This is a genomic window from Methanosaeta sp. UBA356 (genome assembly GCF_002496465.1).
Classification (GTDB): domain Archaea; phylum Halobacteriota; class Methanosarcinia; order Methanotrichales; family Methanotrichaceae; genus Methanothrix; species Methanothrix soehngenii.
Window position 1 is genome coordinate 1 of sequence record NZ_DAKC01000119.1, and the last position, 19,459, is coordinate 19,459.

At 53.2% G+C, this 19,459-nt stretch carries 21 protein-coding genes and 1 pseudogene; 11 read left to right on the top strand and 11 right to left on the bottom strand.

Annotated elements, in window-relative coordinates:
- Positions 1-170: 170 nt before the first annotated feature.
- On the top strand, positions 171-1,142 hold the full coding sequence (locus tag BP727_RS11520; RefSeq protein WP_273278147.1) for a radical SAM protein: 972 nt from the start codon (positions 171-173) through the stop codon (positions 1,140-1,142).
- 198 nt (positions 1,143-1,340) lie between these two features.
- Here BP727_RS11520 and BP727_RS11525 read toward each other — a convergent pair whose 3' ends face one another.
- The gene (locus tag BP727_RS11525) at positions 1,341-1,877 is read right to left on the bottom strand and encodes a hypothetical protein (protein ID WP_048132128.1); all 537 of its coding nucleotides are present in this window, start codon (positions 1,875-1,877) and stop codon (positions 1,341-1,343) included.
- A 102-nt stretch (positions 1,878-1,979) separates the two neighbouring features.
- Between BP727_RS11525 and BP727_RS11530 the strand changes: the two genes are divergently transcribed.
- The 3 genes from BP727_RS11530 to BP727_RS11540 all read left to right on the top strand — a co-directional run bounded on the left by BP727_RS11530 (position 1,980) and on the right by BP727_RS11540 (position 3,872).
- On the top strand, positions 1,980-2,159 hold the full coding sequence (locus tag BP727_RS11530) for a CopG family transcriptional regulator (protein ID WP_013719441.1): 180 nt from the start codon (positions 1,980-1,982) through the stop codon (positions 2,157-2,159).
- Between the two features lie 4 nt (positions 2,160-2,163).
- Positions 2,164-3,102 (top strand): DNA-methyltransferase, encoded by a 939-nt coding sequence (locus tag BP727_RS11535; RefSeq protein ID WP_013719442.1) that lies wholly within the window; start codon positions 2,164-2,166, stop codon positions 3,100-3,102.
- A gap of 122 nt (positions 3,103-3,224) precedes the next feature.
- Positions 3,225-3,872 (top strand): methyltransferase family protein, encoded by a 648-nt coding sequence (locus BP727_RS11540; RefSeq protein WP_013719443.1) that lies wholly within the window; start codon positions 3,225-3,227, stop codon positions 3,870-3,872.
- 275 nt (positions 3,873-4,147) lie between these two features.
- Here BP727_RS11540 and BP727_RS11545 read toward each other — a convergent pair whose 3' ends face one another.
- The 7 genes from BP727_RS11545 to xseA all read right to left on the bottom strand — a co-directional run bounded on the left by BP727_RS11545 (position 4,148) and on the right by xseA (position 9,456).
- Positions 4,148-4,480 (bottom strand): hypothetical protein, encoded by a 333-nt coding sequence (locus BP727_RS11545; RefSeq protein ID WP_157863725.1) that lies wholly within the window; start codon positions 4,478-4,480, stop codon positions 4,148-4,150.
- Between the two features lie 172 nt (positions 4,481-4,652).
- A complete protein-coding gene (locus BP727_RS11550) occupies positions 4,653-5,285 on the bottom strand; it encodes a lamin tail domain-containing protein (RefSeq protein WP_048132130.1) in 633 nt (210 codons plus the stop codon).
- A 51-nt stretch (positions 5,286-5,336) separates the two neighbouring features.
- Positions 5,337-5,954 (bottom strand): SGNH/GDSL hydrolase family protein, encoded by a 618-nt coding sequence (locus tag BP727_RS11555; RefSeq protein ID WP_273278148.1) that lies wholly within the window; start codon positions 5,952-5,954, stop codon positions 5,337-5,339.
- 48 nt (positions 5,955-6,002) lie between these two features.
- Positions 6,003-6,779 (bottom strand): tryptophan synthase subunit alpha, encoded by a 777-nt coding sequence (gene trpA, locus BP727_RS11560; protein ID WP_273278149.1) that lies wholly within the window; start codon positions 6,777-6,779, stop codon positions 6,003-6,005.
- Complete coding sequence (gene trpB / locus BP727_RS11565) at positions 6,766-7,947, bottom strand: tryptophan synthase subunit beta (protein ID WP_342766284.1); 1,182 nt, start codon at positions 7,945-7,947, stop codon at positions 6,766-6,768. Before trpB ends, trpA begins: the two co-directional genes overlap by 14 nt.
- Before the next feature lie 97 nt (positions 7,948-8,044).
- A complete protein-coding gene (gene xseB, locus BP727_RS11570; protein ID WP_013719448.1) occupies positions 8,045-8,254 on the bottom strand; it encodes an exodeoxyribonuclease VII small subunit in 210 nt (69 codons plus the stop codon).
- Entirely contained in the window at positions 8,251-9,456 is a 1,206-nt protein-coding gene (xseA, locus tag BP727_RS11575; RefSeq protein WP_273278151.1) for an exodeoxyribonuclease VII large subunit, read from the bottom strand. The genes xseB and xseA overlap by 4 nt, the downstream gene beginning before the upstream one ends.
- 118 nt (positions 9,457-9,574) lie before the next feature.
- On the opposite strand from xseA, the gene BP727_RS11580 reads away from it, so the two are divergent.
- From BP727_RS11580 to BP727_RS11595, 4 genes are read left to right on the top strand one after another with little or no spacing between them, the layout of a single operon-like run.
- Positions 9,575-10,270 carry an energy-coupling factor ABC transporter permease gene (locus BP727_RS11580; protein ID WP_048132137.1) on the top strand — a complete coding sequence of 232 codons (696 nt, stop codon included), beginning with the start codon at positions 9,575-9,577 and terminating at the stop codon, positions 10,268-10,270.
- Positions 10,267-10,590 (top strand): energy-coupling factor ABC transporter substrate-binding protein, encoded by a 324-nt coding sequence (locus tag BP727_RS11585; protein ID WP_273278152.1) that lies wholly within the window; start codon positions 10,267-10,269, stop codon positions 10,588-10,590. The genes BP727_RS11580 and BP727_RS11585 overlap by 4 nt, the downstream gene beginning before the upstream one ends.
- A complete protein-coding gene (cbiQ, locus tag BP727_RS11590; protein WP_286858928.1) occupies positions 10,583-11,377 on the top strand; it encodes a cobalt ECF transporter T component CbiQ in 795 nt (264 codons plus the stop codon). The genes BP727_RS11585 and cbiQ overlap by 8 nt, the downstream gene beginning before the upstream one ends.
- 2 nt (positions 11,378-11,379) lie before the next feature.
- Positions 11,380-12,603: an energy-coupling factor ABC transporter ATP-binding protein gene (locus tag BP727_RS11595; protein ID WP_286858951.1), complete on the top strand. Its 1,224-nt coding sequence runs from the start codon at positions 11,380-11,382 to the stop codon at positions 12,601-12,603.
- Between the two features lie 280 nt (positions 12,604-12,883).
- Here BP727_RS11595 and larB read toward each other — a convergent pair whose 3' ends face one another.
- Complete coding sequence (larB, locus tag BP727_RS11600; RefSeq protein ID WP_273278156.1) at positions 12,884-13,660, bottom strand: nickel pincer cofactor biosynthesis protein LarB; 777 nt, start codon at positions 13,658-13,660, stop codon at positions 12,884-12,886.
- 77 nt (positions 13,661-13,737) lie between these two features.
- On the opposite strand from larB, the gene BP727_RS11605 reads away from it, so the two are divergent.
- On the top strand, positions 13,738-14,955 hold the full coding sequence (locus BP727_RS11605; protein ID WP_286858930.1) for an endonuclease Q family protein: 1,218 nt from the start codon (positions 13,738-13,740) through the stop codon (positions 14,953-14,955).
- Positions 14,945-15,811, top strand: a complete 867-nt coding sequence (locus BP727_RS11610; protein ID WP_286858931.1) for a hypothetical protein — start codon at positions 14,945-14,947, stop codon at positions 15,809-15,811. Before BP727_RS11605 ends, BP727_RS11610 begins: the two co-directional genes overlap by 11 nt.
- Before the next feature lie 16 nt (positions 15,812-15,827).
- Here BP727_RS11610 and BP727_RS11615 read toward each other — a convergent pair whose 3' ends face one another.
- Positions 15,828-16,763, bottom strand: coding sequence for a glycosyltransferase family 2 protein (locus tag BP727_RS11615; RefSeq protein WP_286858932.1), 936 nt, complete (start codon positions 16,761-16,763; stop codon positions 15,828-15,830).
- A 99-nt stretch (positions 16,764-16,862) separates the two neighbouring features.
- Positions 16,863-17,684: pseudogene (locus BP727_RS13695) on the bottom strand (glycosyltransferase family 2 protein); the annotation flags it as partial.
- Positions 17,685-17,977: 293 nt separating this feature from the next.
- Between BP727_RS13695 and BP727_RS11625 the strand changes: the two are divergent.
- Positions 17,978-19,459: hypothetical protein (locus tag BP727_RS11625; protein WP_286858936.1), on the top strand; the 1,482-nt coding region annotated here is incomplete at its 3' end.

Here is a 19,459-nt window from a genome sequence, read left to right on the forward strand (position 1 = left end):
AGATACTTTTTATGCGGTTGATTATGTTTATAGTTTTCTGCACAACGGCGGGGCACGATTCATCCCCTCCCCTGAAGGAGAGGGGTCTTCTCTGCCCTTACACCCCGACGTTATAAACCTCTTTGCCTGGACCATCATTTCTTTTAACCTGGAAAATAAGAATTAGTACGATGGATCTGGAGACAAAAGCCCTTCTTCTCTCCCGGGGAACGGTTCAGCTCTCCCAGCCTGGTCGCGAGGGCAAGATGTCCACCGCCGGTCCAGGTGCGGGGGAAAGCTCGATCTTCTTTCAGTCCGGCTCGCGTATGGTGCGCCTATCGGTAGTGGATAGCACTGCTATTCAGCTGGAGATGGATGGGGATGAGGCAACAATCTCGCTGGAGGGCAGGGTAATTGCCAGGGGCAGAGTAGTCGAGCCCCTCCTGCACTGTCCTGATCAGGCCTACATCACCATTTCCGAGCGCTGCATCTACGACTGCAAGTTCTGCGCCGTCCCCAGGCTGATGGGAAAGGTGAAGTCTCACGAGAGGGTGATGGAGATGGCGAAAGAGGCGATGGCCACGGGGAGGCTGGAGTCCATCTCTCTGACCAGCGGCACTGAGGTCTCCCCCCAGCATGAGGCGGAGAGGGTGGCGGCTCTAGTTCGTGATCTGTTGCCATTTGGTCTGCCCATCGGCGTCTCTGTCAACCCCTTTCCTGGAGTCAATCGGATTCTTTTGGATGCGGGCGCTGATGAGGTCAAGTACAATCTGGAGACGGTCGATCGCGATATATTCGCCCAAGTCTGCCCGGGATTGTCCTATCAAGAGATAATGGATGCTCTGGAGGAGGCCGTGGAGCTGTTCGGCCCTAACCACGTCTTCTCCAATGTGATCATTGGCTTGGGGGAGTCGGACCAGTCCCTCCGCCAGGGAATAGATGAGCTCATTGATATGGGTGTTCTTCCCATCCTGAGGGCAGCCTATCCTCATCCCCTGCGCCGGGGGGAGGTGGATATCGTCCGGCCTTCAGCAGAGCGATTGCTCAGGCTATCTCGATATCTGAGGATGAAGCTGGATGAAAAAGGTCTGGACGGCAGCCTGGCTCTCACCGGCTGCTACCGGTGCACTGGTTGCGATCTCGCTCCTGGAAGGGATCTATAGCGCTCAGAACTCAATATCCTCATCATCGATCAGACAGGCCGTATCATCATTGCGCCTTATAAATCAGCCAATGAATGCACAACTGTATATAAGCAAATGATGGCAGAATATTCTTCAGCATATTGAGAGAGATGGCATCAGATTCGCATGTTTTGGTTCGGCATCATCATAAATCATAATTGGTATCATTAACAGATTTCAGCCTTCGAAGCTATTTAGAATCTCTATCAAATCTTTCTTCCATAGGCCTTCAATTGTCATTGGAACCCGTTGCATCTTTTCTAGATACTCTGGGTGCTCTTGCCATCGCTCAAGATCCTTGGATCTGATGAAAACATAATCCCATTTCTGTGTCTGGTTAAATAGGCAAACTGCGAGGATATCAAAGTGGTCTACTCGATAACGTCTCGTCTCCAGGCCCTGCTTTGAATCCCTGGTCCTTTGGATTTCCACCATGTAGCTTGGAGGCCGTTTATAGATCTTATTTCTTAGGTTCTTGCACTCCATTAAATATTTCTTGCCATTATATAAAAATTCGAAGTCGGGTCTTCCATCTGTATCTCTCCACTCTACTTCCTCGATAATATGTTCTGCTTCCAGATGTTTTATATATCTGTAGGCATAAAACTCAGATAATTTCCCTTTCACATCGATCTGGGCTCTGAATCCTTTTAAGATAGCGTCCATTATGTCATTAGCCGGTGCTTTTAGGATCTCTTCTAATTTATGTGGCATCTCCAACCTAACCGAGCAACGTAATGGGGGAAAAACTAATATAATACCAGCCTATTTCACCTGTGTAATGAGTGTGTCATTTCAGCGGCTGGGAGGTGCCCAATGAATAAACGGGTTCAGGTAGTATTTACCCCTGAACAATGGGCCCTCATTGAGAACTTTCGAGGCGAACTGGGAAATGGGGATGCTGAGATTGTAAGGAATATCGTTCTCGCTTGGCTCGCTGAAAAGTCGATCATATCAACCAACGCAAAGAATAAGCTGAATAAAAACCAAAGGTAGTCCAATGACATCTTACAACTCTGTGCTCCCACTGGATATGGGTGTAGAGAACCCCTTTAGAAGTATAATACCCTACAAGCCCTATTACTTCACCGAGCACGGATCAGCCTATTTGGCCGATTCTCTAGAAGTCATGAAAAATATGCCTGAATCATCGGTTAACTTAATCGTCACTTCTCCGCCTTATGCCCTTGTTTACAAGAAAGAATACGGTAACGTAGATGCTAATGCTTATGTAAAATGGTTTATGGATTTTGCCGATCAATTCCTTAGAGTACTAACCGAGGATGGCAGCCTTGTGATCAACATAGGCGGATCATGGAATAGAGGCAAGCCCACTAGATCGACCTATCAATTTGAACTTATTATAGAATTAGCCAAAAAGTTTCATTTAGCACAGGAGTTTTATTGGTACAATCCTGCAAAATTACCTGCTCCTGCCGAGTGGGTTACTGTCAGAAGGATCAGAGTGAAGGACTCTGTTGAACTAGTGCTCTGGCTGTCTAAATCTCCTTTCCCTAAAGCTGATAATAGGAAGATTCTTCAGCCATATAGCAAGGATATGCAGCGATTGATTGAGAGAGGATATGTAGCTAAGAAGAGACCTTCAGGGCACAATATTACCTCAAAGTTCCAGAGGGATAATAAGGGAGCCATCCCGCCAAATCTACTTCAGGTTGGAAATAATGATGCCAATAGCCCCTATCTCCAAAAATGCAAAGAATCTAATATGAAGCCTCATCCAGCTCGATTCCCTAAAGAATTGCCACAGCTCTTCATCGATTTCTTAACAGACCAAGGAGATGTTGTTATGGATCCATTCTGCGGAAGCAATATGACAGGTATTGTGGCTGAGACCAGAAAGCGTAGATGGATCGGAATTGAATCTATCGAAGACTATCTTAAGGCATCTGAGTTTAGATTTCCGCACATCTATAGATAGGGCATCAGCTTTGCCTTCATGCCAGTCCAGGAAGTCAAAGGATTCAGGAGGAAGACGGCATATCCCATAATAATAATAATGGAATTGACCGGCAGAGATACGAAAGGCTGAGAAGGCAGGCAATGATAAGGTTTGGTCTGGCCGCAATTGTCATTCCCATCATTATCTATCTTCTGGCCGGCACCTTTCGTTACTGGCAGGGGTGGCTTTATTGGGCGGTTCTCGTCTTGCCGATGCTGGTTGCAGTATGCTATTTTCTGAAGCATGAGCCGGAGATGCTGGAGCGGAGGATGAATCTGCAGGAAAGAGAAAAAGAGCAAATTGCGATCGTTAATGCAATCTCTCTGATCATCATCGCTGGATTTGTAGCCATTGCCATTGACCTGCGCCTTCATGGACTGAATGCCATCCCTGTCCACCTGGTACTCTTTGCAGACGCTGCTGTATTTTTCGGCTATATTCTGGTCTTGTGGGTGTTCAAGGAGAACAGCTATGCATCTCGCATCATCCAGATCTCTGAGGGCCAAAGGGTCATCAGCACAGGCCCCTATGCCATTATCCGCCATCCCATGTACCTGGGAGTGCTGGCCATGTATCTGGCAACGCCGATAGCCTTAGGCTCCTGGTGGGCTCTTCCCATCTTCGCCCTAAGTGTTCCCTTCATCTGCTGGAGGATTATCGCTGAGGAGAGGCTGCTTTTGCGTGACCTGCCCGGATATCTGGAATACTGCCAGGAGAGACGATACCGCCTCCTGCCGCATGTCTGGTAGCATCTGTTAAAAATCAATATCAGGCTGAAAGGGCCAGATCCATCAGTACTGCAGGGCTTGGATAGGATGAATAGACGGAAAGAAAGATCGCCTGCAGCAATAATGTGCTCGATCCTTCTGAAGAGCGTCAATAGGATCTGGTTAGGGGAGAAGAGGTGAGTCCAGAGCCCAACAGATCCCATTGGTGCTCCCCCGCCCAGCGTCGACCGAGAGGGCAGCCCACCACCGAGGCTAGCTCGCCATTTCGAGTACGCCTCATTCGATTCAACAAAAAGTTAATATGGCCAGGGCAAACCATGCCAATAATAAGCGGGGCTGTAGTAGTTTACAGGATAGACGGTAATTCCGCTTCGATAATAATACGATGGCCAATACCAACTATCAAGGTACGGTCTGGCAACGGATCTATACCAGGGATCAGAGACCGAATAGTCGATATATCCGTAATTGAAGACTGACGGGCTCCATTTTAAGGCAGCAGGAGCATTGTAGCCAGTAACGACATATCCGCCAGATAACCAGTCACCCACTTCTACTCCACCAGCTACGCCTGATGCGGTAAATGCTAGAATTATACAGGCGAAAACAACTGCGAACATCATCCTCATTTCTTATCCCTCATTCACTCTTCTTTTAGCTGTATTCTCTTCTGCCCAAAATAAATGAGTAACCATTATATGAGATTCATATGATGGCATGAGGAGATGTCGAACGGCGACGAGGACCAGAGAGTTGGAGAAGGCGCCGGTGGCGGGAGGACAAAGAGGGGGGAAAAGCTCTCTATCCCAATCCAGTTGTCCATGCCCAGTTGAGCGGACCGCCGTGGCAGATGAAGGTATGGCCCGTCAAATTCACCGGCGTGCTGGAGCTGGACCTCAAGCTGCTCATTTCTTTGCCGGGAGGCGGTCTATAAGCAGGCAGAAAAGGCGGATTCATCCCGCCGCTGGAGAATGCATTGGGAAGGGAGAGGGGTTTGTTGTCGGATGCGCTACCGGGAGTCGAAACCTCTATTGGATATCTATACTGGGAAATGATCCTTCCGGCTATATCCTCTAAAGTGGCAGTATCGCCCATCTCGCTCCAAAAGAGCGCGCTATTGTATAGATCGGAGGAGGAATTGCTGCCCTCTTTGGAGTGAACTCGGGCTGTTGAGCCGGCCTTCAGGGTGAAGTTTGCAGGAAACGCATAGCTTTGATTTTCCCGGTTTTTGAGCGACCAGCCGTCCAGATTCATCAAACCAGATCCCATGTTGGCGATCTCAACCCACTGATCGGCATCCTGGTAGCTTACGCTTATGATCTTGACGATATCCGCCCCAACGCCCGCTGGAGCGGCTGCTGCCCCTCCCAGCGAGAGAGCAAAAAGTATCAATAAAATAGCCAATATGATCAAGCATCCACCCGCGCTTTTCATTAACATACCTCATACCTCCACGAACCTTCTCGCCTGCAAACAAGGACTTGCTCAAAAGAGGCTCATCAGCTCCTCGGCTATTATCCTGTAGCCCGCCTCATTGGGGTGGTCCAAGCCTGGCAAGATCAGAGAATCTAGAGGCATACCAGCTTGCACCCGCTTCATCCAGGCGCCGTAGACGTCCACAAAGCCCACATTCATCTCTTTTGCCACCCTCTCCACCGTCTGATAGTAGTCCAATACCCTCTGGTCATAGGGAGGGCTCTCCAGGGGCTGGGAGGATAAGAGCAAGATCTCCGAGTCCGGGCCTGCCCGGATGCGGCGCACCATCTCCACCAGGTTCATCTCGAACTCCTCCAGGCTCAGCCCTAAAACACAGTCGTTGATGCCGAAGTTTATGGTGACCAGATCCGGCTCATAAGATAGCACTGCCCAGTCCAGCCGGCTCAGGCCGTCCTGGCTGGTATCTCCGGAGATGCCAGAGTTGATCATCTCTATCTTTGAATCGGGGAACCTCTGACGGAGCGACTCCAGCAAAAAGGAGGGAAACCCTCGCCGCACTGCATAGCCAGCGGTGATGGAGTCACCAAAGCATACGATAGTGGCATCCGCCCCGGACTCAATGTCCCGGCGCGTCCTTTCCACATACTTCCTTAGCTCTTCATTCATCGGTATTCCTCAGGTCATTCGTCTTTCATGGCAATGCAATAGTCCCAGCTATTGCAGCCTTGCTCTCCCCGCAGCTTTTACCGCCTTTTTCATCTCCCCAACCAATGCCTCCAGCTCATCGATCCTGCCCCTGGCGATCAGGTCCACGCAGGCCGATCCCACTATGGCGGCATCGGCACCCGCCCGGATGACCTCAGCCGCCTGGTCAGGGGTGGAGATGCCGAATCCCACCGCCTTTGGCTTTTTTCCCGGCACCCGAGCGATGAGGTCTCTTGTATCCTGCAAGACCTCGCTTCTCGCCCCGGTGACGCCGGTCCTGGCCACCAGATAGAGAAAGCCGCCCGTCTCTTCAGCGATCAGATCGATCCGTGCAGGGGGCGTATTGGGCGCCACCAGGTAGATCAGGTCTACGCCGTGCTTGCCACAGGCCTCTTTCAGGGGCGCGGCCTCCTCCGGGGGCAGGTCGGGGACGATCATGCCGGTGATGCCTGAATCATGGCAATCCCGGGCAAACCTCTCCAGGCCCCGGGCATAGACCATATTGTAGTAACCCATGAATACCTTGGGGACGGGCACATCAGCCTCTTCTGCCACCTGGAAGTATACATCGGTGTTCATCCCCGCAGCGATAGCCCTTTGCGCTGCCGCCTGGATGGTCGGACCGTCCGCTATAGGGTCTGAATGGGGGAGCCCCAGCTCGATGATATCCGCTCCCGCCCTCACAAGCCGGCGCACCAGCTCGGGGGTGGCACCGGGCGACGGGTCTCCTGAGCAGAGATAGACGATCAGCAGGGGCCCTTTCTCGAAGGCCTCAGATAGTCTCATAGTCCATCACCGTAGCCAGGTCCTTATCCCCGCGGCCGGAGACATTGATGATCGAAAGATCGCCCAGTGACTCCGGCTCTGCTAATGCATAGCCGATGGCATGAGCCGACTCCAGTGCGGGGATGATCCCCTCCAGCCGGGATAGGGCGCGGAATCCCTCTAGAGCGGTCCTGTCGTCCGCCAGCCTGGGAAGGACGCGCCCCTTCTCCGCCAGGAATGCCAGCTCCGGACCCACTCCGGGATAGTCAAGGCCTGCTGCCACTGAGTAGGATTCCAGTATCTGGCCGTATGGGTCCTGGAGGATCTTGGTGAGGGCGCCATGCAGTATTCCGTCTGTGCCGTAGCCCAAAGATGCGCCATTGTCCGCCATCTTGTCGTTCATCCCCGGGCCTCGACCTCCAGCCTCCACTGCGATCAGCCTCACATCGTCCTTCAGGAATGGAGCGAAGATGCCCATGGCATTGCTCCCTCCACCCACGCAGGCCACAATGCTATCCGGCAGACGACCTTCCGCCTCCAGGATCTGCTCCCGGGCCTCCTGGCCGATCACGCTCTGAAAGTCCCTGACCATCGAGGGGAAGGGATGGGCGCCGGCGGCGGTTCCCAGCAGATAGTGGGTGTGCTCGAAGCTGGAGGCCCAGTCCCTCAAGGCCTCGTTTATGGCGTCCTTCAAGGTCCTGGAGCCGGAGCGGACCGGTATAACCTCTGCTCCCATCAGCTCCATCCGGTAGACGTTCATCTTCTGCCTCTCGATGTCCACCTCTCCCATGTAGACCTGGGTCTCAAAGCCCAGTTTTGCCCCCACGATGGCCGTGGCCACGCCATGCTGGCCGGCACCGGTCTCGGCGATCAGGCGGGTCTTGCCCATCTTCTTAGCCACCAGAGCCTGGCCAAGGGTATTGTTGAGTTTATGAGCTCCACCGTGCACCAGGTCCTCCCTCTTTAGATACACCCGGCAGCCCAGCTTCCGGCTGAGGTTGGGGGCGAGATAGAGCGATGTGGGCCGGCCGGCGAAGTCCTTTTGGAGAGCTTTCAGCTCATCTTGAAATTGGGGGCTCTTCTTAAGCCGGTCATAGGCAATAGAGAGGTCGGCCAAGGGAGCCACCAGGGTCTCGGGGACGAAGAGGCCGCCATACCTCCCGAACTTGACTGCGAAATTATCGATCATCATACTACTCAACGAATCACCAGCTAAATGGTTTAATGCACGAATTAATACTATGATGTATAAAAAAGTACATCCTAGATCTTATTTAAGCTTTGCCTCAGAGCAGATCGGAGGGCAGCTCGCCGGTCAAGCACTCGATCCTCCTCTGGGCACTATCCAGTCGAAGGTTGCACACCCGGACCAGCCTCATGCCTCGTTCATATAGCTCCAGGCTCTTCTCCAGGCTCATCTTCCCCTCCTCCAGCTCCGAGACTATTCTCTCCAGTTCCTCCAGTGCATCCTCCAGCCCCACTTCCTCTATGCTCATCCATCCATCTCCTTCTCGTCGATGCATTCCAAAATCCGGCATCTCAACGCACCCCGACCCAAGATCAACTCAACCTCCTCTCCGGGGAGGACATCATCCCAGGCCACGACCAGCCCCTTCTCCGAGCGGACCAGGGCATAGCCTCGCTGCAATGTGGCGCGCGGTCCCACCGCTGCCAGCTTGCCCATGGCCGCGTCCAGCCTGGTCCTTCGCGCCTTCAGCATCTCAGCCTGGGCCAGATCCAGCCCATCGCTCAGGTGGTCCAAACGCTGCCTGAGATCTCCGGTTATGGAGTACATCCTCGAAGGGGCGAGGCTGCGCTGGATATACTCCAGACGCTCCTCCTTTCTCTCCAGGCTTGTCCAAAGGGCGCGCATAATCCGGACCCGGCTCTGCTCCAGCCTGATCTTCAGATCCGCCACATCCGGCACTGCAATCTTCGCGGCAGCGGTTGGGGTTGCCGCCCGCATATCGGCCGCGAAGTCTGTGATGGTCACATCCGTCTCATGGCCCACAGCGGAGATCACCGGACTGTCGCATGCGAAGACTGCTCTTGCTACCACCTCCGAGTTGAAGCACCACAGGTCCTCGGCTGAGCCGCCTCCGCGACAGACGATGATCAGGTCCGTCCTGCCCTGCAGGGCGAGAAGAGCAGAGACGATGCTCTCCTCAGCCTTCTCTCCCTGGACCCTGGCCGGAGAGATTATGATCCTTGCTGGATAGGGGCCGATGGTGCGCACCACGTCCCTCAGCGCAGCACCCTGCAGAGAGGTGACAATCCCTATCCTCTCCGGATAGAGGGGAAGAGGGCGCTTCTGCTCCTGATCGAAGAGCCCCTCCTCCCCTAGCTTCTTTTTCAGGGCCTCGAACTGCAAGAACCGAAAGCCAAGACCGGCATCTCTCTTAATGGCCCTGGCCACCAGCTGCACTCTCCCCTGAGGACGGTAGACCGCCACATCCCCAAACAAGAGGACATTCATGCCATTTCTCAATTCCGTCTCCACCTGGCCAATGTTCCCTTTGAAGAGGACGCAGGAGATCTGGGAATCCCGGTCCTTCAGGGTGAAGTACATATGGCCGGAGCGGTGATGGACGAAGTTGGATACCTCTCCTTGCGCCCAGAGATCATGCAGGCGGGGATCGTTCTCCAGACGCTCTCGAATTCTCTCATTGAGGTTGGTGACAGTGAATATCTGGGTCAATGATCTCCTTTTATAGAGCGGATTATTTAAGAGCATTTCTCAATTTATTAAATTAATCTGGTCATAACGCAAAGAAAGTTTATATGCTAGAATATCCCTGCTGCACACGGGTGTTGTGATGCATATAATGGAAGGCTTTCTTCCCCATCCCTGGTGGGAGATCTGGCTCATTATCTCTTTGCCGGTGGTGGCCTGGGGCGTTTATAAGATGAACAAGATGGTCAAGGAAAACCGGGAGATATTGCCCCTGCTCGCTGTATCTGGGGCCTTCGTCTTCGTTCTCTCATCCCTTAAGATGCCCTCAGTCACTGGGAGCTGCTCACACCCCACGGGGACGGGCATGGGAGCGATCCTCTTTGGACCATGGATAACCGCAGTCCTTTCGGCAATCGTGCTGATCTATCAGGCCCTATTCCTCGCTCATGGCGGCTTGACTACTCTTGGGGCCAACATCTTCTCCATGGGCATCGCTGGTCCTCTGATCGGATATCTGGTCTTCGTTCTTGCCAAGAGGTCTGGGCTTAATATGTACCTCTCTGTCTTCCTGGCGGCCATGCTAGCCGACTGGACCACATATGTGGTGACCTCAATGCAGCTCGCCCTGGCTTTTCCCGCCGCCTCGGGTGGGGTTGTGGCCTCCTTCCAGGCTTTCATGGCCATATTCGCCATCACCCAGGTTCCATTAGCCGTAGTGGAGGGAGCGGTGACTGCGCTGATGTTCAAATATCTTGTCCGGCTCAGGGGCGACATCCTGGTGAAGCTCAATGTGGCCAGTGCCTCCGCCATCAAATTGCTCCGGGAGGCTGCTACATGAAGCTGGAGATAATCGTCCTGGTGGTTGTTGCCCTTTTTGCTGCCATTTTCGTCTACCAGAGTACCAGCGGAGAGCACGAGTGGGCAGGGGCGGACGATCAATCTGAGAAGGTCATCGATGAATTGACCGGAGGGGCTTACGAGCCCTGGTCAAGTCCCCTATGGGAGCCGCCGAGCGGCGAGATCGAGAGCCTTCTCTTCGCCCTCCAGGCGGCCATAGGGAGCTTGGTCATCGGCTATTTCCTGGGATACTACAGAGGTTTGATGAGAAAGAAAGGCGAGCAGAGAGACGGGGACTGGGAAGCAAGATCTGATGCATGATCTCCTGGATGACTGGGCCCAGTGCAATGCCCTGAGAGAGACCAGCGCCCATCTTAAGCTATTCCTTGGCCTGGGAGCGATCATAATCTGCGTCTCCTCGGTCACGCCATCCGCGCCCTTATTCGTCGCCGCGAGCATGAGCCTCATCATCCTGATCCTGGCTAAAATACCCATTCGCATCTACTCCCGGCTCCTCCTTCTCCCCCTCTCCTTCGCTCTGCTCAGCTCAACGGTGGTGGCCCTGATGCATGGCTCTGGAGAGATGCTCTATTCCATGCAGCTCTTCGGCCTGGAGATAGGGATCCGAGAGGATGGGGCAGCTTTGGCCCTGCTTCTTATCGCCCGGACCTTCGGCGGCATGTGCTCATTGTTCTTCATCGCCCTCACCACCCCCATGATCGAGATATTCGCCGTCCTCAAGTCGCTTCGGATTCCCGAATCGGTGATAGAGCTCTCTATGATGATCTACCGATACATATTTGTCTTTCTCGATCAGGCAGCGATGATACACAGCGCCCAGGTGATGCGACTGGGGAACCTGGGCACCAGGAGTGCCCTCAGCTCCTTCTCCATGCTCGCAAGCGTTCTATTTCTGAGATCCTGGGAGCAGGGAGAGAGGCTGATCGTGGCCATGGACGCCCGCTGCTACGACGGCCGGCTCGATCTCATGGAAGTGAGAAAAGGAGCGGGAGCATTAGAGATAGCAGCCACTGCGGCCTTTTTGGCCTTGGCCCTGGCGATCAGCCTTATGACTGGAGAAGAAGGGATTCTAAGGATGGGAGGGTGAGAATGGCCACGATCCTGGAGACCAGGGGGATAGAATACGCCTATGCCGACGGCACCCGGGCCCTTAGCAATGTCAGCCTCACAATAGAGGAGGGCAGAAAGATTGCTCTGGTGGGCCCCAATGGAGCGGGAAAGTCCACCCTGATGCTGATGTTCAATGGGATCTTAAGGCCGGATGCAGGTGAGGTTCTATTCCGGAATGAGAGGCTGGATTATGACTCCCGATCATTGCGAAAGGTAAGGCAAAGGGTGGGAATGGTCTTCCAGAACTCCGATGATCAGCTCTTTGCCCCAACCGTCTACCAGGATGTGGCCTTCGGGCCGGTGAACTTGAGGTTCCCTCCTGAGAAGGTGAAAAGGTATGTGGGCTATGCCCTGCAGTATGTCGGCCTATCTGGATACGAGCGCCGCCCTCCCCATCACCTGAGCGGCGGGGAGAAGAAGAGGGCGGCTATTGCGGGAATTCTGGCTATGGAGCCGGAGGTGATGATCCTGGACGAGCCCACCTCAAACCTCGATCCCGCCACATCAGAGGAGATCATGGAGATGCTCGATGAGCTTAACCTGGGGGGAAAGACATTGATCATCTCCACCCACGATGTGGACCTGGCCTATCGCTGGGCGGATGAGGTGGTGCTGATGAAGGACGGTGGAGTGCTCCGCCGGGGCTCGGCTGAGGAGGTGTTCGGCGATTTGGAGCTGATCCGTGATGCCAGGCTGAAGCCCCCAATGGTGGTGGATCTATATCAGGAGCTTGTGAACAGAGGGCTGGCAGAGGGCAAGAAGCCTCCAAAGAGCATTCTTGAGCTATGCGACTCTCTGGAGGGGGGCGAGAGGAGGTGTGCTGTCCAAGGGGCGAAGAGGGGCACGATCTACGTCTGCAATGCCGATGAGCTTCTTTTAGAGAATGCAAATGAGCTGGTAGTGAAAGTGGATGCAGATTATACCGGGGCTATGGGGACCAGGGCCAAGCTGATGGCAGAAGAGGCCAAAATCCGGGTGGACTTCACCTACGGGGTGATAGACAAATGCATCCTCAAGGCGCTTGCAGGCAAGAGCTGCCTGGTCTTGACCTCTCAGGGAATGATGGGCCAGGTTCAAAAGAGGATAGAGGCCTATTCTCAGCAGTCCGGAGAAGAGATAAATTCAGTCGATCTATCCTCAGGCAGCAACGGGCGCTCTTTGCCAATAGATCGCGATTTTGTCGGGACCAAAAGCCTTAAGTAAAATTAATTTGCATAAAGTAAAGTGTAATGGAATAGCGTACGAAGGAATAGTCTGCTATTCCGTGCGTCCATTCAGCACCAAGGCGGAGCATCCCTGCAAGGCAGACTCCGCCCTGGATCTCCCCAACGTGCCATGTTTCTAATTATATTATACTTATACTTTGCAGTAGCGGCGGTAATAGCTAGAGCGGGTAGGGGAGTGGGGGTTAGTAAAAAAGATGAGTATACCCGCTCAAGGCAAACGAGCCTTTTTATGGTATAAATACCTTCCTAGAAATAATTTAAGACTGTCTCTCTTTATGAGCTTTTTGTCTGGCGATCTTGGCGGCATATGCTCCCGCCACAAAGCCCGCATCCACATTTACCACCGTCAGGACGGAGCAGGACTGGAGCATCGAATAGAGGGCAGCCTTTCCCCCACCGCCAATCCCGTATCCAGTGGAGACGGGAAGGCCGATGACCGGAGCGTTCACCAGTCCCGCTACCACCGCGGGAAGGGTGCCCTCTCGACCAGCCGCCACGACAAATGCATCCGCATCCGCCATCCTCTCTAGACACGGAAAGAGGCGGTGGATGCCTGCCACCCCCACATCATACTCTCTGAGCACCTGGCAGCCCATCTCCTCCGCTACCACCCTCGCCTCCTCAGCCACGGGGATGTCTGCAGTTCCTGCCGCCAGGATGGCCACCCTGCCCGCTTGCGCCGGCCGATCAGCAGAGCGGATGACCACCGTCCTGGCGCGAGGATTGTGCTCAAAGACGCTCTTAGGGGGAAGCTTGGCCGATCTCAATACCACCAGCTGCTCGGAGGACACACGGGTGATGATCACGCTCCCCGTCTCCTCCAGATGGGCAAGGGATATGGCCAGAAGATCGGACTTGTCCTTTCCCTCGGCGAGGATCGCCTCCGGTATGCCAATGCGATTTGATCGGCAGATATCCAGCTTTGCCACCTCGCCCACGGTGCGATAATCCCTGACCCGAATCTGCTTTAGGGCCTCCTCCAGGGAAATCTCTCCTCGGCGGTAGCTCTCCAGGATCTCTCTGTTGCTCTCCATTTTCTCATCCGGTAATGGAGCCATGAGCATAAAGGGTTTATCCCTCTCCGAGAAGATCTTCCTCAGGAGTTGGGAAGATGCTAGTCAATCTCGATCTGCACATTCATTCCCGCTATTCGATGGCTGTATCCGGCGACATGGAGCTGGGGCAGATCGCAAAGGGGGCGGCGCATAAAGGGGTGAAGATAGTGGGCACTGGAGACTGCCTGCACCCTCTGTGGCTCGAATCCATCAAAAAGCTGCCGGAGGACGATGGGCTGAGGAGGCAGGGGGATACTCTCTTTCTCCTGAGCGTGGAGGTGGAGGATTCAAGGAGGGTCCATCATCTTATTCTCCTGCCTGACACCGGCAAAGCGGAGGAGCTGGCGGAGGGATTTTCACCCCATTCGGGCAACCTGCATCAGGACGGCAGGCCGCGGTTGCATATGAGCGGGGCCCAGATCGCCGACCTGGTGTTTGAAGCGGAGGGCCTCATTGGGCCCGCCCATGCCTTCACCCCATGGACGGGGATGTATGCTTACCATCGGTCCCTATCTGAATGCTACCAGGAGAAGGCGGACCGGATTCGATTCATTGAGCTTGGACTGAGCGCGGACAGCGATTATGCGGACAGGATTGCGGAGCTCTCGGACAAGACCTTTCTCTCCAACTCCGATGCCCATTCACCTCGCACCAATAAGCTGGCCAGAGAGTTCAATCAGATGGAGGTGGAGGGGTGCAGCTACCGGGAGATAGCTTTGGCCATATGCAGGGAGAAGGGAAGAGGACCGACGCTCAATGCCGGTTTTTTCCCGGGAGAGGGAAAGTACAACCGCACTGCCTGCACCCGCTGCTTTCATCACTTCAGCGCAAAAGAGATGAATGATCTCATGGGACGCTGCTCTCATTGCCAGGGGCAGATCAAGCTGGGGGTGGCTGACCGGATCGATCTATTGGCCGACTACGAAGGGCCCCAGCATCCCTCTCATCGGCCCCCTTACTTGCACCTCATTCCTCTGGCAGAGATCATCGCCCTCGCCCTGGGCTACAAGAGCCCGATGACGGTGGGGGTGCAGAGGCTGTACGCGGCCATGACAGAGGATAAGACGGAGATTGAGGTATTGCTGAACGAGCATCTCGAGGAGCTGGAGGCGGCAGAGGTCGAGCCGAAGGTGATCGGTGCCATTGAGGCCTTCCGCAACGGCGGAGTGGAGGTTCTGCCCGGCGGAGGAGGAAAATACGGAGAGATCCGGCTTTTAGCTTCGAAGAAAGCCGGGGGAGAAAGAGAACCGCAGAGGTCCCTTTTTGATTTTTAATAAGATTGAGACGGATCGCGTCTGTATTGTAATCGCCTCATTGCTCTTATCGGTCTTGATCCTATCCGCTAATGCCGAGAGGATAACCACCACCGTGGGAACCAATAACACCGACTGGTCCATTGCCCGGCAGAGCGATAGCATCAAATTCGATTACTCGCAGTACGTCCAGGGAAGCATATCTCCGGTTGAGTACCGCGGGCGATCACTTGAGCCCTATCATTCCAGCTATGAGGAGGTGGATGTAAATGATCTTCGCTTGCGTGCCAGGACCTCTGCCCGAAAGGGCGATTACGCCTCAGAAGGGCTGATTCTCCTTCGAGCTGACTCTGCTAATTCCAGCGAATTCGTCCTTTCAATTGAAAACGGCACCTTTATAGGCGAATTTGTCGAGGAATGGCCGGCTATTCTCCGATCCAGCAAGTCCTTGAGGTACTCCGGCCAGGGAATCAACAGCCGAGAGTATGCAGGGAACAATCTTGATTATGCCGGATCCAGCCTGCTTTACAATAATGAGCTCTCCAAGGATTCAGATATCGATATGCTGCTCACCAGGATGAATGCCACCGTGCGGGGCATTTCTCTTTCTCCCAATGATACCGTTCTCTCCGCCCAGTTCATGCCCACAAAGGAGACATATTATAGCATTACGACGTCCTCCACTGGCATCGCCGACTTCAAATATGGCTTCTTTAGCCCCAATGCTGGGTTGAAGAAATCGATCTATCCTATGGCCAGCGAGGGGGAGGAGAGGTACTACGGAGATTACAATATCTCCAGGAGCATCCATATGAAGTCGGACTTCCCGCGGTATGAAGAGGAGGATGATTGGATATCGTGCTGCTCTGCAGGCTAATCTATATCAAGATCAGTTATCGCCAAGATACAAATGGCAGGATGTCGTAGCTGTCGAGGGGAAGATTGGGATTGTAGTAGGGATCGCCCCCTTTTATATATTCTTGCCATCTTTCTATGAAGCGCTTTGTGTCATTGGGGTGAGGATCGAATGAAAACGATCGTCCCCTGGTAGCAGATTCGTAATGGAGCAGTTCTGCATAGGGAGTAAATAGGTTTTCATATCCCAACTCCCTCACCCGGAGGCAAAGATCGACGTCTCCAAAGCCAATCTCAAACCTTTCGTCAAATCCGCCTACCTCATTAAAAATCGATTTTCGAAGCATCATGCAGGCTGCGGTGACTGCACTATAATTTCTGATGGATACAAAATGGCCCATATAGCCAATGTCATTTGAATGCAACCACTTATATATATGCTCTGCCCGTCCACCCCAGCCGACAACCACTCCCACATGCTGTATTTTTCTATCTGGATAAAGCAGCTTGGCCCCCACACAACCGATCTCGTCTCTCTGCGATTGTTCAAGCATCGCTTCCAGCCAATCGGAGTTTAATACTTCTATATCGTTATTCAAAAAGAGCAGATGCTCTCCACGGGCAAATTCAGCGGCATAATTATTCAACTTAGAGTAATTAAATTTCTCATTGAACTTTATAATCCTATATGATTTCCCTAGACCATCCAGATATGCGGCGGTTTCCTCCTCCTGGCTCATGTTATCTACTATTATAATTTCATAATTATCATAAGACGATCTGTTTTGGATGCTTTCAATGCATCTCCTTAAAAGGTCAATGCGATCTTTGGTCGGAATTATGATGCTGATCTTGGGGCGATCGAGGATATCTCTCTTCAGCCTGAAAAAATTAAAGTTCTTTGTGCCCCAGACCACTCCCTTGATTCCCTCTCTGTCTGCGAAGTCCTGGAGAGCTCTTCTGCTGGACTCCATCACTCTTTCCTTGAGCAGATGCCCGGTGCTCGATTCGTACTGACGCCATCTGTACAGGATTTTGGGTATGTGCAGGACATTTCTGGTCTGGGAGAGGACCCTTAAAAATAAATCGTAGTCCTGGGATACTGTAAACTCGGCTCTGAATCCACCGATCTTTTTCAAAATGCTCGCCCTTATGACAACAAAATGAACGATATAGCAATGAGACAGCATATAATCAAGAGAGAAATCTGGCCTGAAATAAGCAAATACTGGCTTTCCTCGCTTGGAAATAAGGATCTCATCGCTATATATAAAATCGGCTCTGGCATTCCGGTTCAGCATCAGAACAACCTCATATAAGGCATTTGGAAGGAGCTGATCATCATGATCCAGAAATCCGATGAATTCCCCGCTGGCCATAGCGAGGGCCTCGTTTGAAGCTCCAGAGACGCCCTGGTTCTCATTCAGATACTTGACCTTGATTCGGGCGTCCTTTTGCTGATAGCAATTTAGAGTCTCTTTTATATGCGGTTGATCTGATCCATCATCCGCAATACAAAGCTCCCAGTTATCATATACCTGATGCAAAACAGAGTCTATTGCACTTTTAAGCCATTCTTCTCTGGTGTTTAATACCGGAACTATTATGCTGATCTTAGGCCGGTACTCAAAGCTCGCACATTGGATGCGCATATCCTCCAGTTCTTTTCCAGACGGCTCTTTGGGCGGATTCTTTTTTTGAGATAATTTTCTGCGCATATATATTTGGGACCTTTCCGCAAAGCTTTGCATGCCGTCTTCGGCGATGATATGACTGGACCTAACCACCAACTCGTATACGCCCCTTCGCCCTGTGCCCGGTGCGAAAAGCAGGTCGACCAAGTATTCATGGCACCTGGCTATTATTTTTCCCGCTCCTATGTCCTTTAATGCCATCTAACACCTTGTCCTATGAATATGACCATCGGCCTTGAGAGGGAACATCCAGTTATTGATATAATCATGAAGCTTGCCAGGTTGCCTGGATTCATCTCGACCATTCTTGGTATTGCTGTGCTCGTGTGGTTGATGCTCAATTCACATTTTTCTATGAATATATACAAAATAAATAGTTGACGCCATTTTTCTTCACTCGAATAATAGGCACGTTAATGCGACCTCTCTTGACGATGAGTATTAATAACCGTATGACTGCATAATTAATTCAAATCCTTTAGAGGGTATGGGCGATGACCAAAGTACTCCAGGAATTCACAGGCCAAAAATTATGGATTTGCTTTCTTTTAGCGAGCACTCTTGCAGCACCTGCTGGGGGAATCTCAGTGAGCTGCTCCTCTGCGGCTGCGGGGGTACAGGCCGTTTCCACGGAGAGCTTCGCCCTGGACGGCTCCACATCACTGCACGAGAGCCTGGCCCTTGGCTCAGGAAGCATCTCTATCGATCGCCAGGCAGAGGGGGGAGGAAATAACAGTCTCAAGCAATCTCTTAAAGGATCGGATTATGTGCTGCAAAATAATATAGAGAGCCAGGGGGAATTTTCCGCTTCCACCGCTTCAGCCGCCACCGGCCAGTCGGCTGCCATCCTCCAGAACTCGGCCGGCACAGGCAGCATGATTCTCGAGCAGCGTGCGAGCAATGGACTCAAGGATGCCGGACAGGAGGCGAGTGTGAGCGGCGGCACCCTGAGGAGCGCCCAGAGCCTCTCTGCTGGGGGGCAATTATCAGCCAGCCAGAGCACTGAGATCGCCGGGCAGGAGGGACGGGTGCTCTCCGGAGCCCTGGGTGAAGAGAACGTCCTCCTTGCAGAGGTTGGCTTTTCCGGGATGGGGACTCTTTCCGCCCGCCTGACCTCCAGAGCGGATGAGACTGCTCACTCCGAGGGGTATGCAGCTATTGATGATACTGTTCTATTGAATGACGGCTCCTTCGAGGCGGTCTCAAGAGAGGGGGGGAGCAGGATAATGGGGATGGCAGGGACAAGGCTGACGGAGGGTGCCGGAAAGAGCATAGGAAGCTTTGAGTTGCAGGTGATGAACTTAGATCGAGAGGCGGATATACAGGATAGGGCAGAGCAGGCCGGCACGGCAGCGGCATTGTCATCTGGAGGATCCTACAGCTCATATGCCCTGACCGGGTATCGCTGGAACCAGAGAAATCCTCAGCTGCAGCTCTACCTGAATCCGACCGACACCCCATCCGGCTTGGGCACAGAATCTACACGAAATGCCATTGCTCAGGCTGCCAATACCTGGGATGATGCTGTGGGCGAGAACCTGTTCGCCGATGGCAGCACGGTGATCGTCGACTACACCAAGGTGGTGGATAATCCCTTCCCGCCCCAGGGCCAGGAGGTCGCCGATGGCTACTCTGTCAGCGGCTGGAAGGGCCTGGGGGGTAGCTATCTGGGAATGCAGCGCTGGTGGAGCAATGGGCAGCTGGTGGATGGATACCGTTCCATTGTGGAAACAGACAGCTGGTACAACCGCGATTTCGCCTGGACGACCGATCTCGCCACCGCACAGAGCACAGGGCGGATCGATCTGCAGAGCGTTGCCCTGCATGAGCTGGGCCACGGGATAGGAATGGGCGACCTGTATACATTGCCGGACAACGATCCGCGCCAAAGCGACCTCCAGCAGGTGATGAACCTGTACGATGGTCCGCAAAGAGAGCTGGGGAACGGGGATCGGACGGGGGTGAAGAGGCTTTAT

Bases quoted from the DNA above. Each gene is read 5' to 3' on its own strand.
- BP727_RS11520 (WP_273278147.1), top strand. From the start codon at position 171: ATGGATCTGGAGACAAAAGCCCTTCTTCTCTCCCGGGGAACGGTTCAG.
- BP727_RS11525 (WP_048132128.1), bottom strand. From the start codon at position 1,877: ATGCCACATAAATTAGAAGAGATCCTAAAAGCACCGGCTAATGACATA.
- BP727_RS11530 (WP_013719441.1), top strand. From the start codon at position 1,980: ATGAATAAACGGGTTCAGGTAGTATTTACCCCTGAACAATGGGCCCTC.
- BP727_RS11535 (WP_013719442.1), top strand. From the start codon at position 2,164: ATGACATCTTACAACTCTGTGCTCCCACTGGATATGGGTGTAGAGAAC.
- BP727_RS11540 (WP_013719443.1), top strand. From the start codon at position 3,225: ATGATAAGGTTTGGTCTGGCCGCAATTGTCATTCCCATCATTATCTAT.
- BP727_RS11545 (WP_157863725.1), bottom strand. From the start codon at position 4,480: ATGAGGATGATGTTCGCAGTTGTTTTCGCCTGTATAATTCTAGCATTT.
- BP727_RS11550 (WP_048132130.1), bottom strand. From the start codon at position 5,285: ATGAAAAGCGCGGGTGGATGCTTGATCATATTGGCTATTTTATTGATA.
- BP727_RS11555 (WP_273278148.1), bottom strand. From the start codon at position 5,954: ATGAATGAAGAGCTAAGGAAGTATGTGGAAAGGACGCGCCGGGACATT.
- trpA (WP_273278149.1), bottom strand. From the start codon at position 6,779: ATGAGACTATCTGAGGCCTTCGAGAAAGGGCCCCTGCTGATCGTCTAT.
- trpB (WP_342766284.1), bottom strand. From the start codon at position 7,947: ATGATCGATAATTTCGCAGTCAAGTTCGGGAGGTATGGCGGCCTCTTC.
- xseB (WP_013719448.1), bottom strand. From the start codon at position 8,254: ATGAGCATAGAGGAAGTGGGGCTGGAGGATGCACTGGAGGAACTGGAG.
- BP727_RS11580 (WP_048132137.1), top strand. From the start codon at position 9,575: ATGCATATAATGGAAGGCTTTCTTCCCCATCCCTGGTGGGAGATCTGG.
- BP727_RS11585 (WP_273278152.1), top strand. From the start codon at position 10,267: ATGAAGCTGGAGATAATCGTCCTGGTGGTTGTTGCCCTTTTTGCTGCC.
- cbiQ (WP_286858928.1), top strand. From the start codon at position 10,583: ATGCATGATCTCCTGGATGACTGGGCCCAGTGCAATGCCCTGAGAGAG.
- BP727_RS11595 (WP_286858951.1), top strand. From the start codon at position 11,380: ATGGCCACGATCCTGGAGACCAGGGGGATAGAATACGCCTATGCCGAC.
- larB (WP_273278156.1), bottom strand. From the start codon at position 13,660: ATGGAGAGCAACAGAGAGATCCTGGAGAGCTACCGCCGAGGAGAGATT.
- BP727_RS11605 (WP_286858930.1), top strand. From the start codon at position 13,738: ATGCTAGTCAATCTCGATCTGCACATTCATTCCCGCTATTCGATGGCT.
- BP727_RS11615 (WP_286858932.1), bottom strand. From the start codon at position 16,763: ATGGAGTCCAGCAGAAGAGCTCTCCAGGACTTCGCAGACAGAGAGGGA.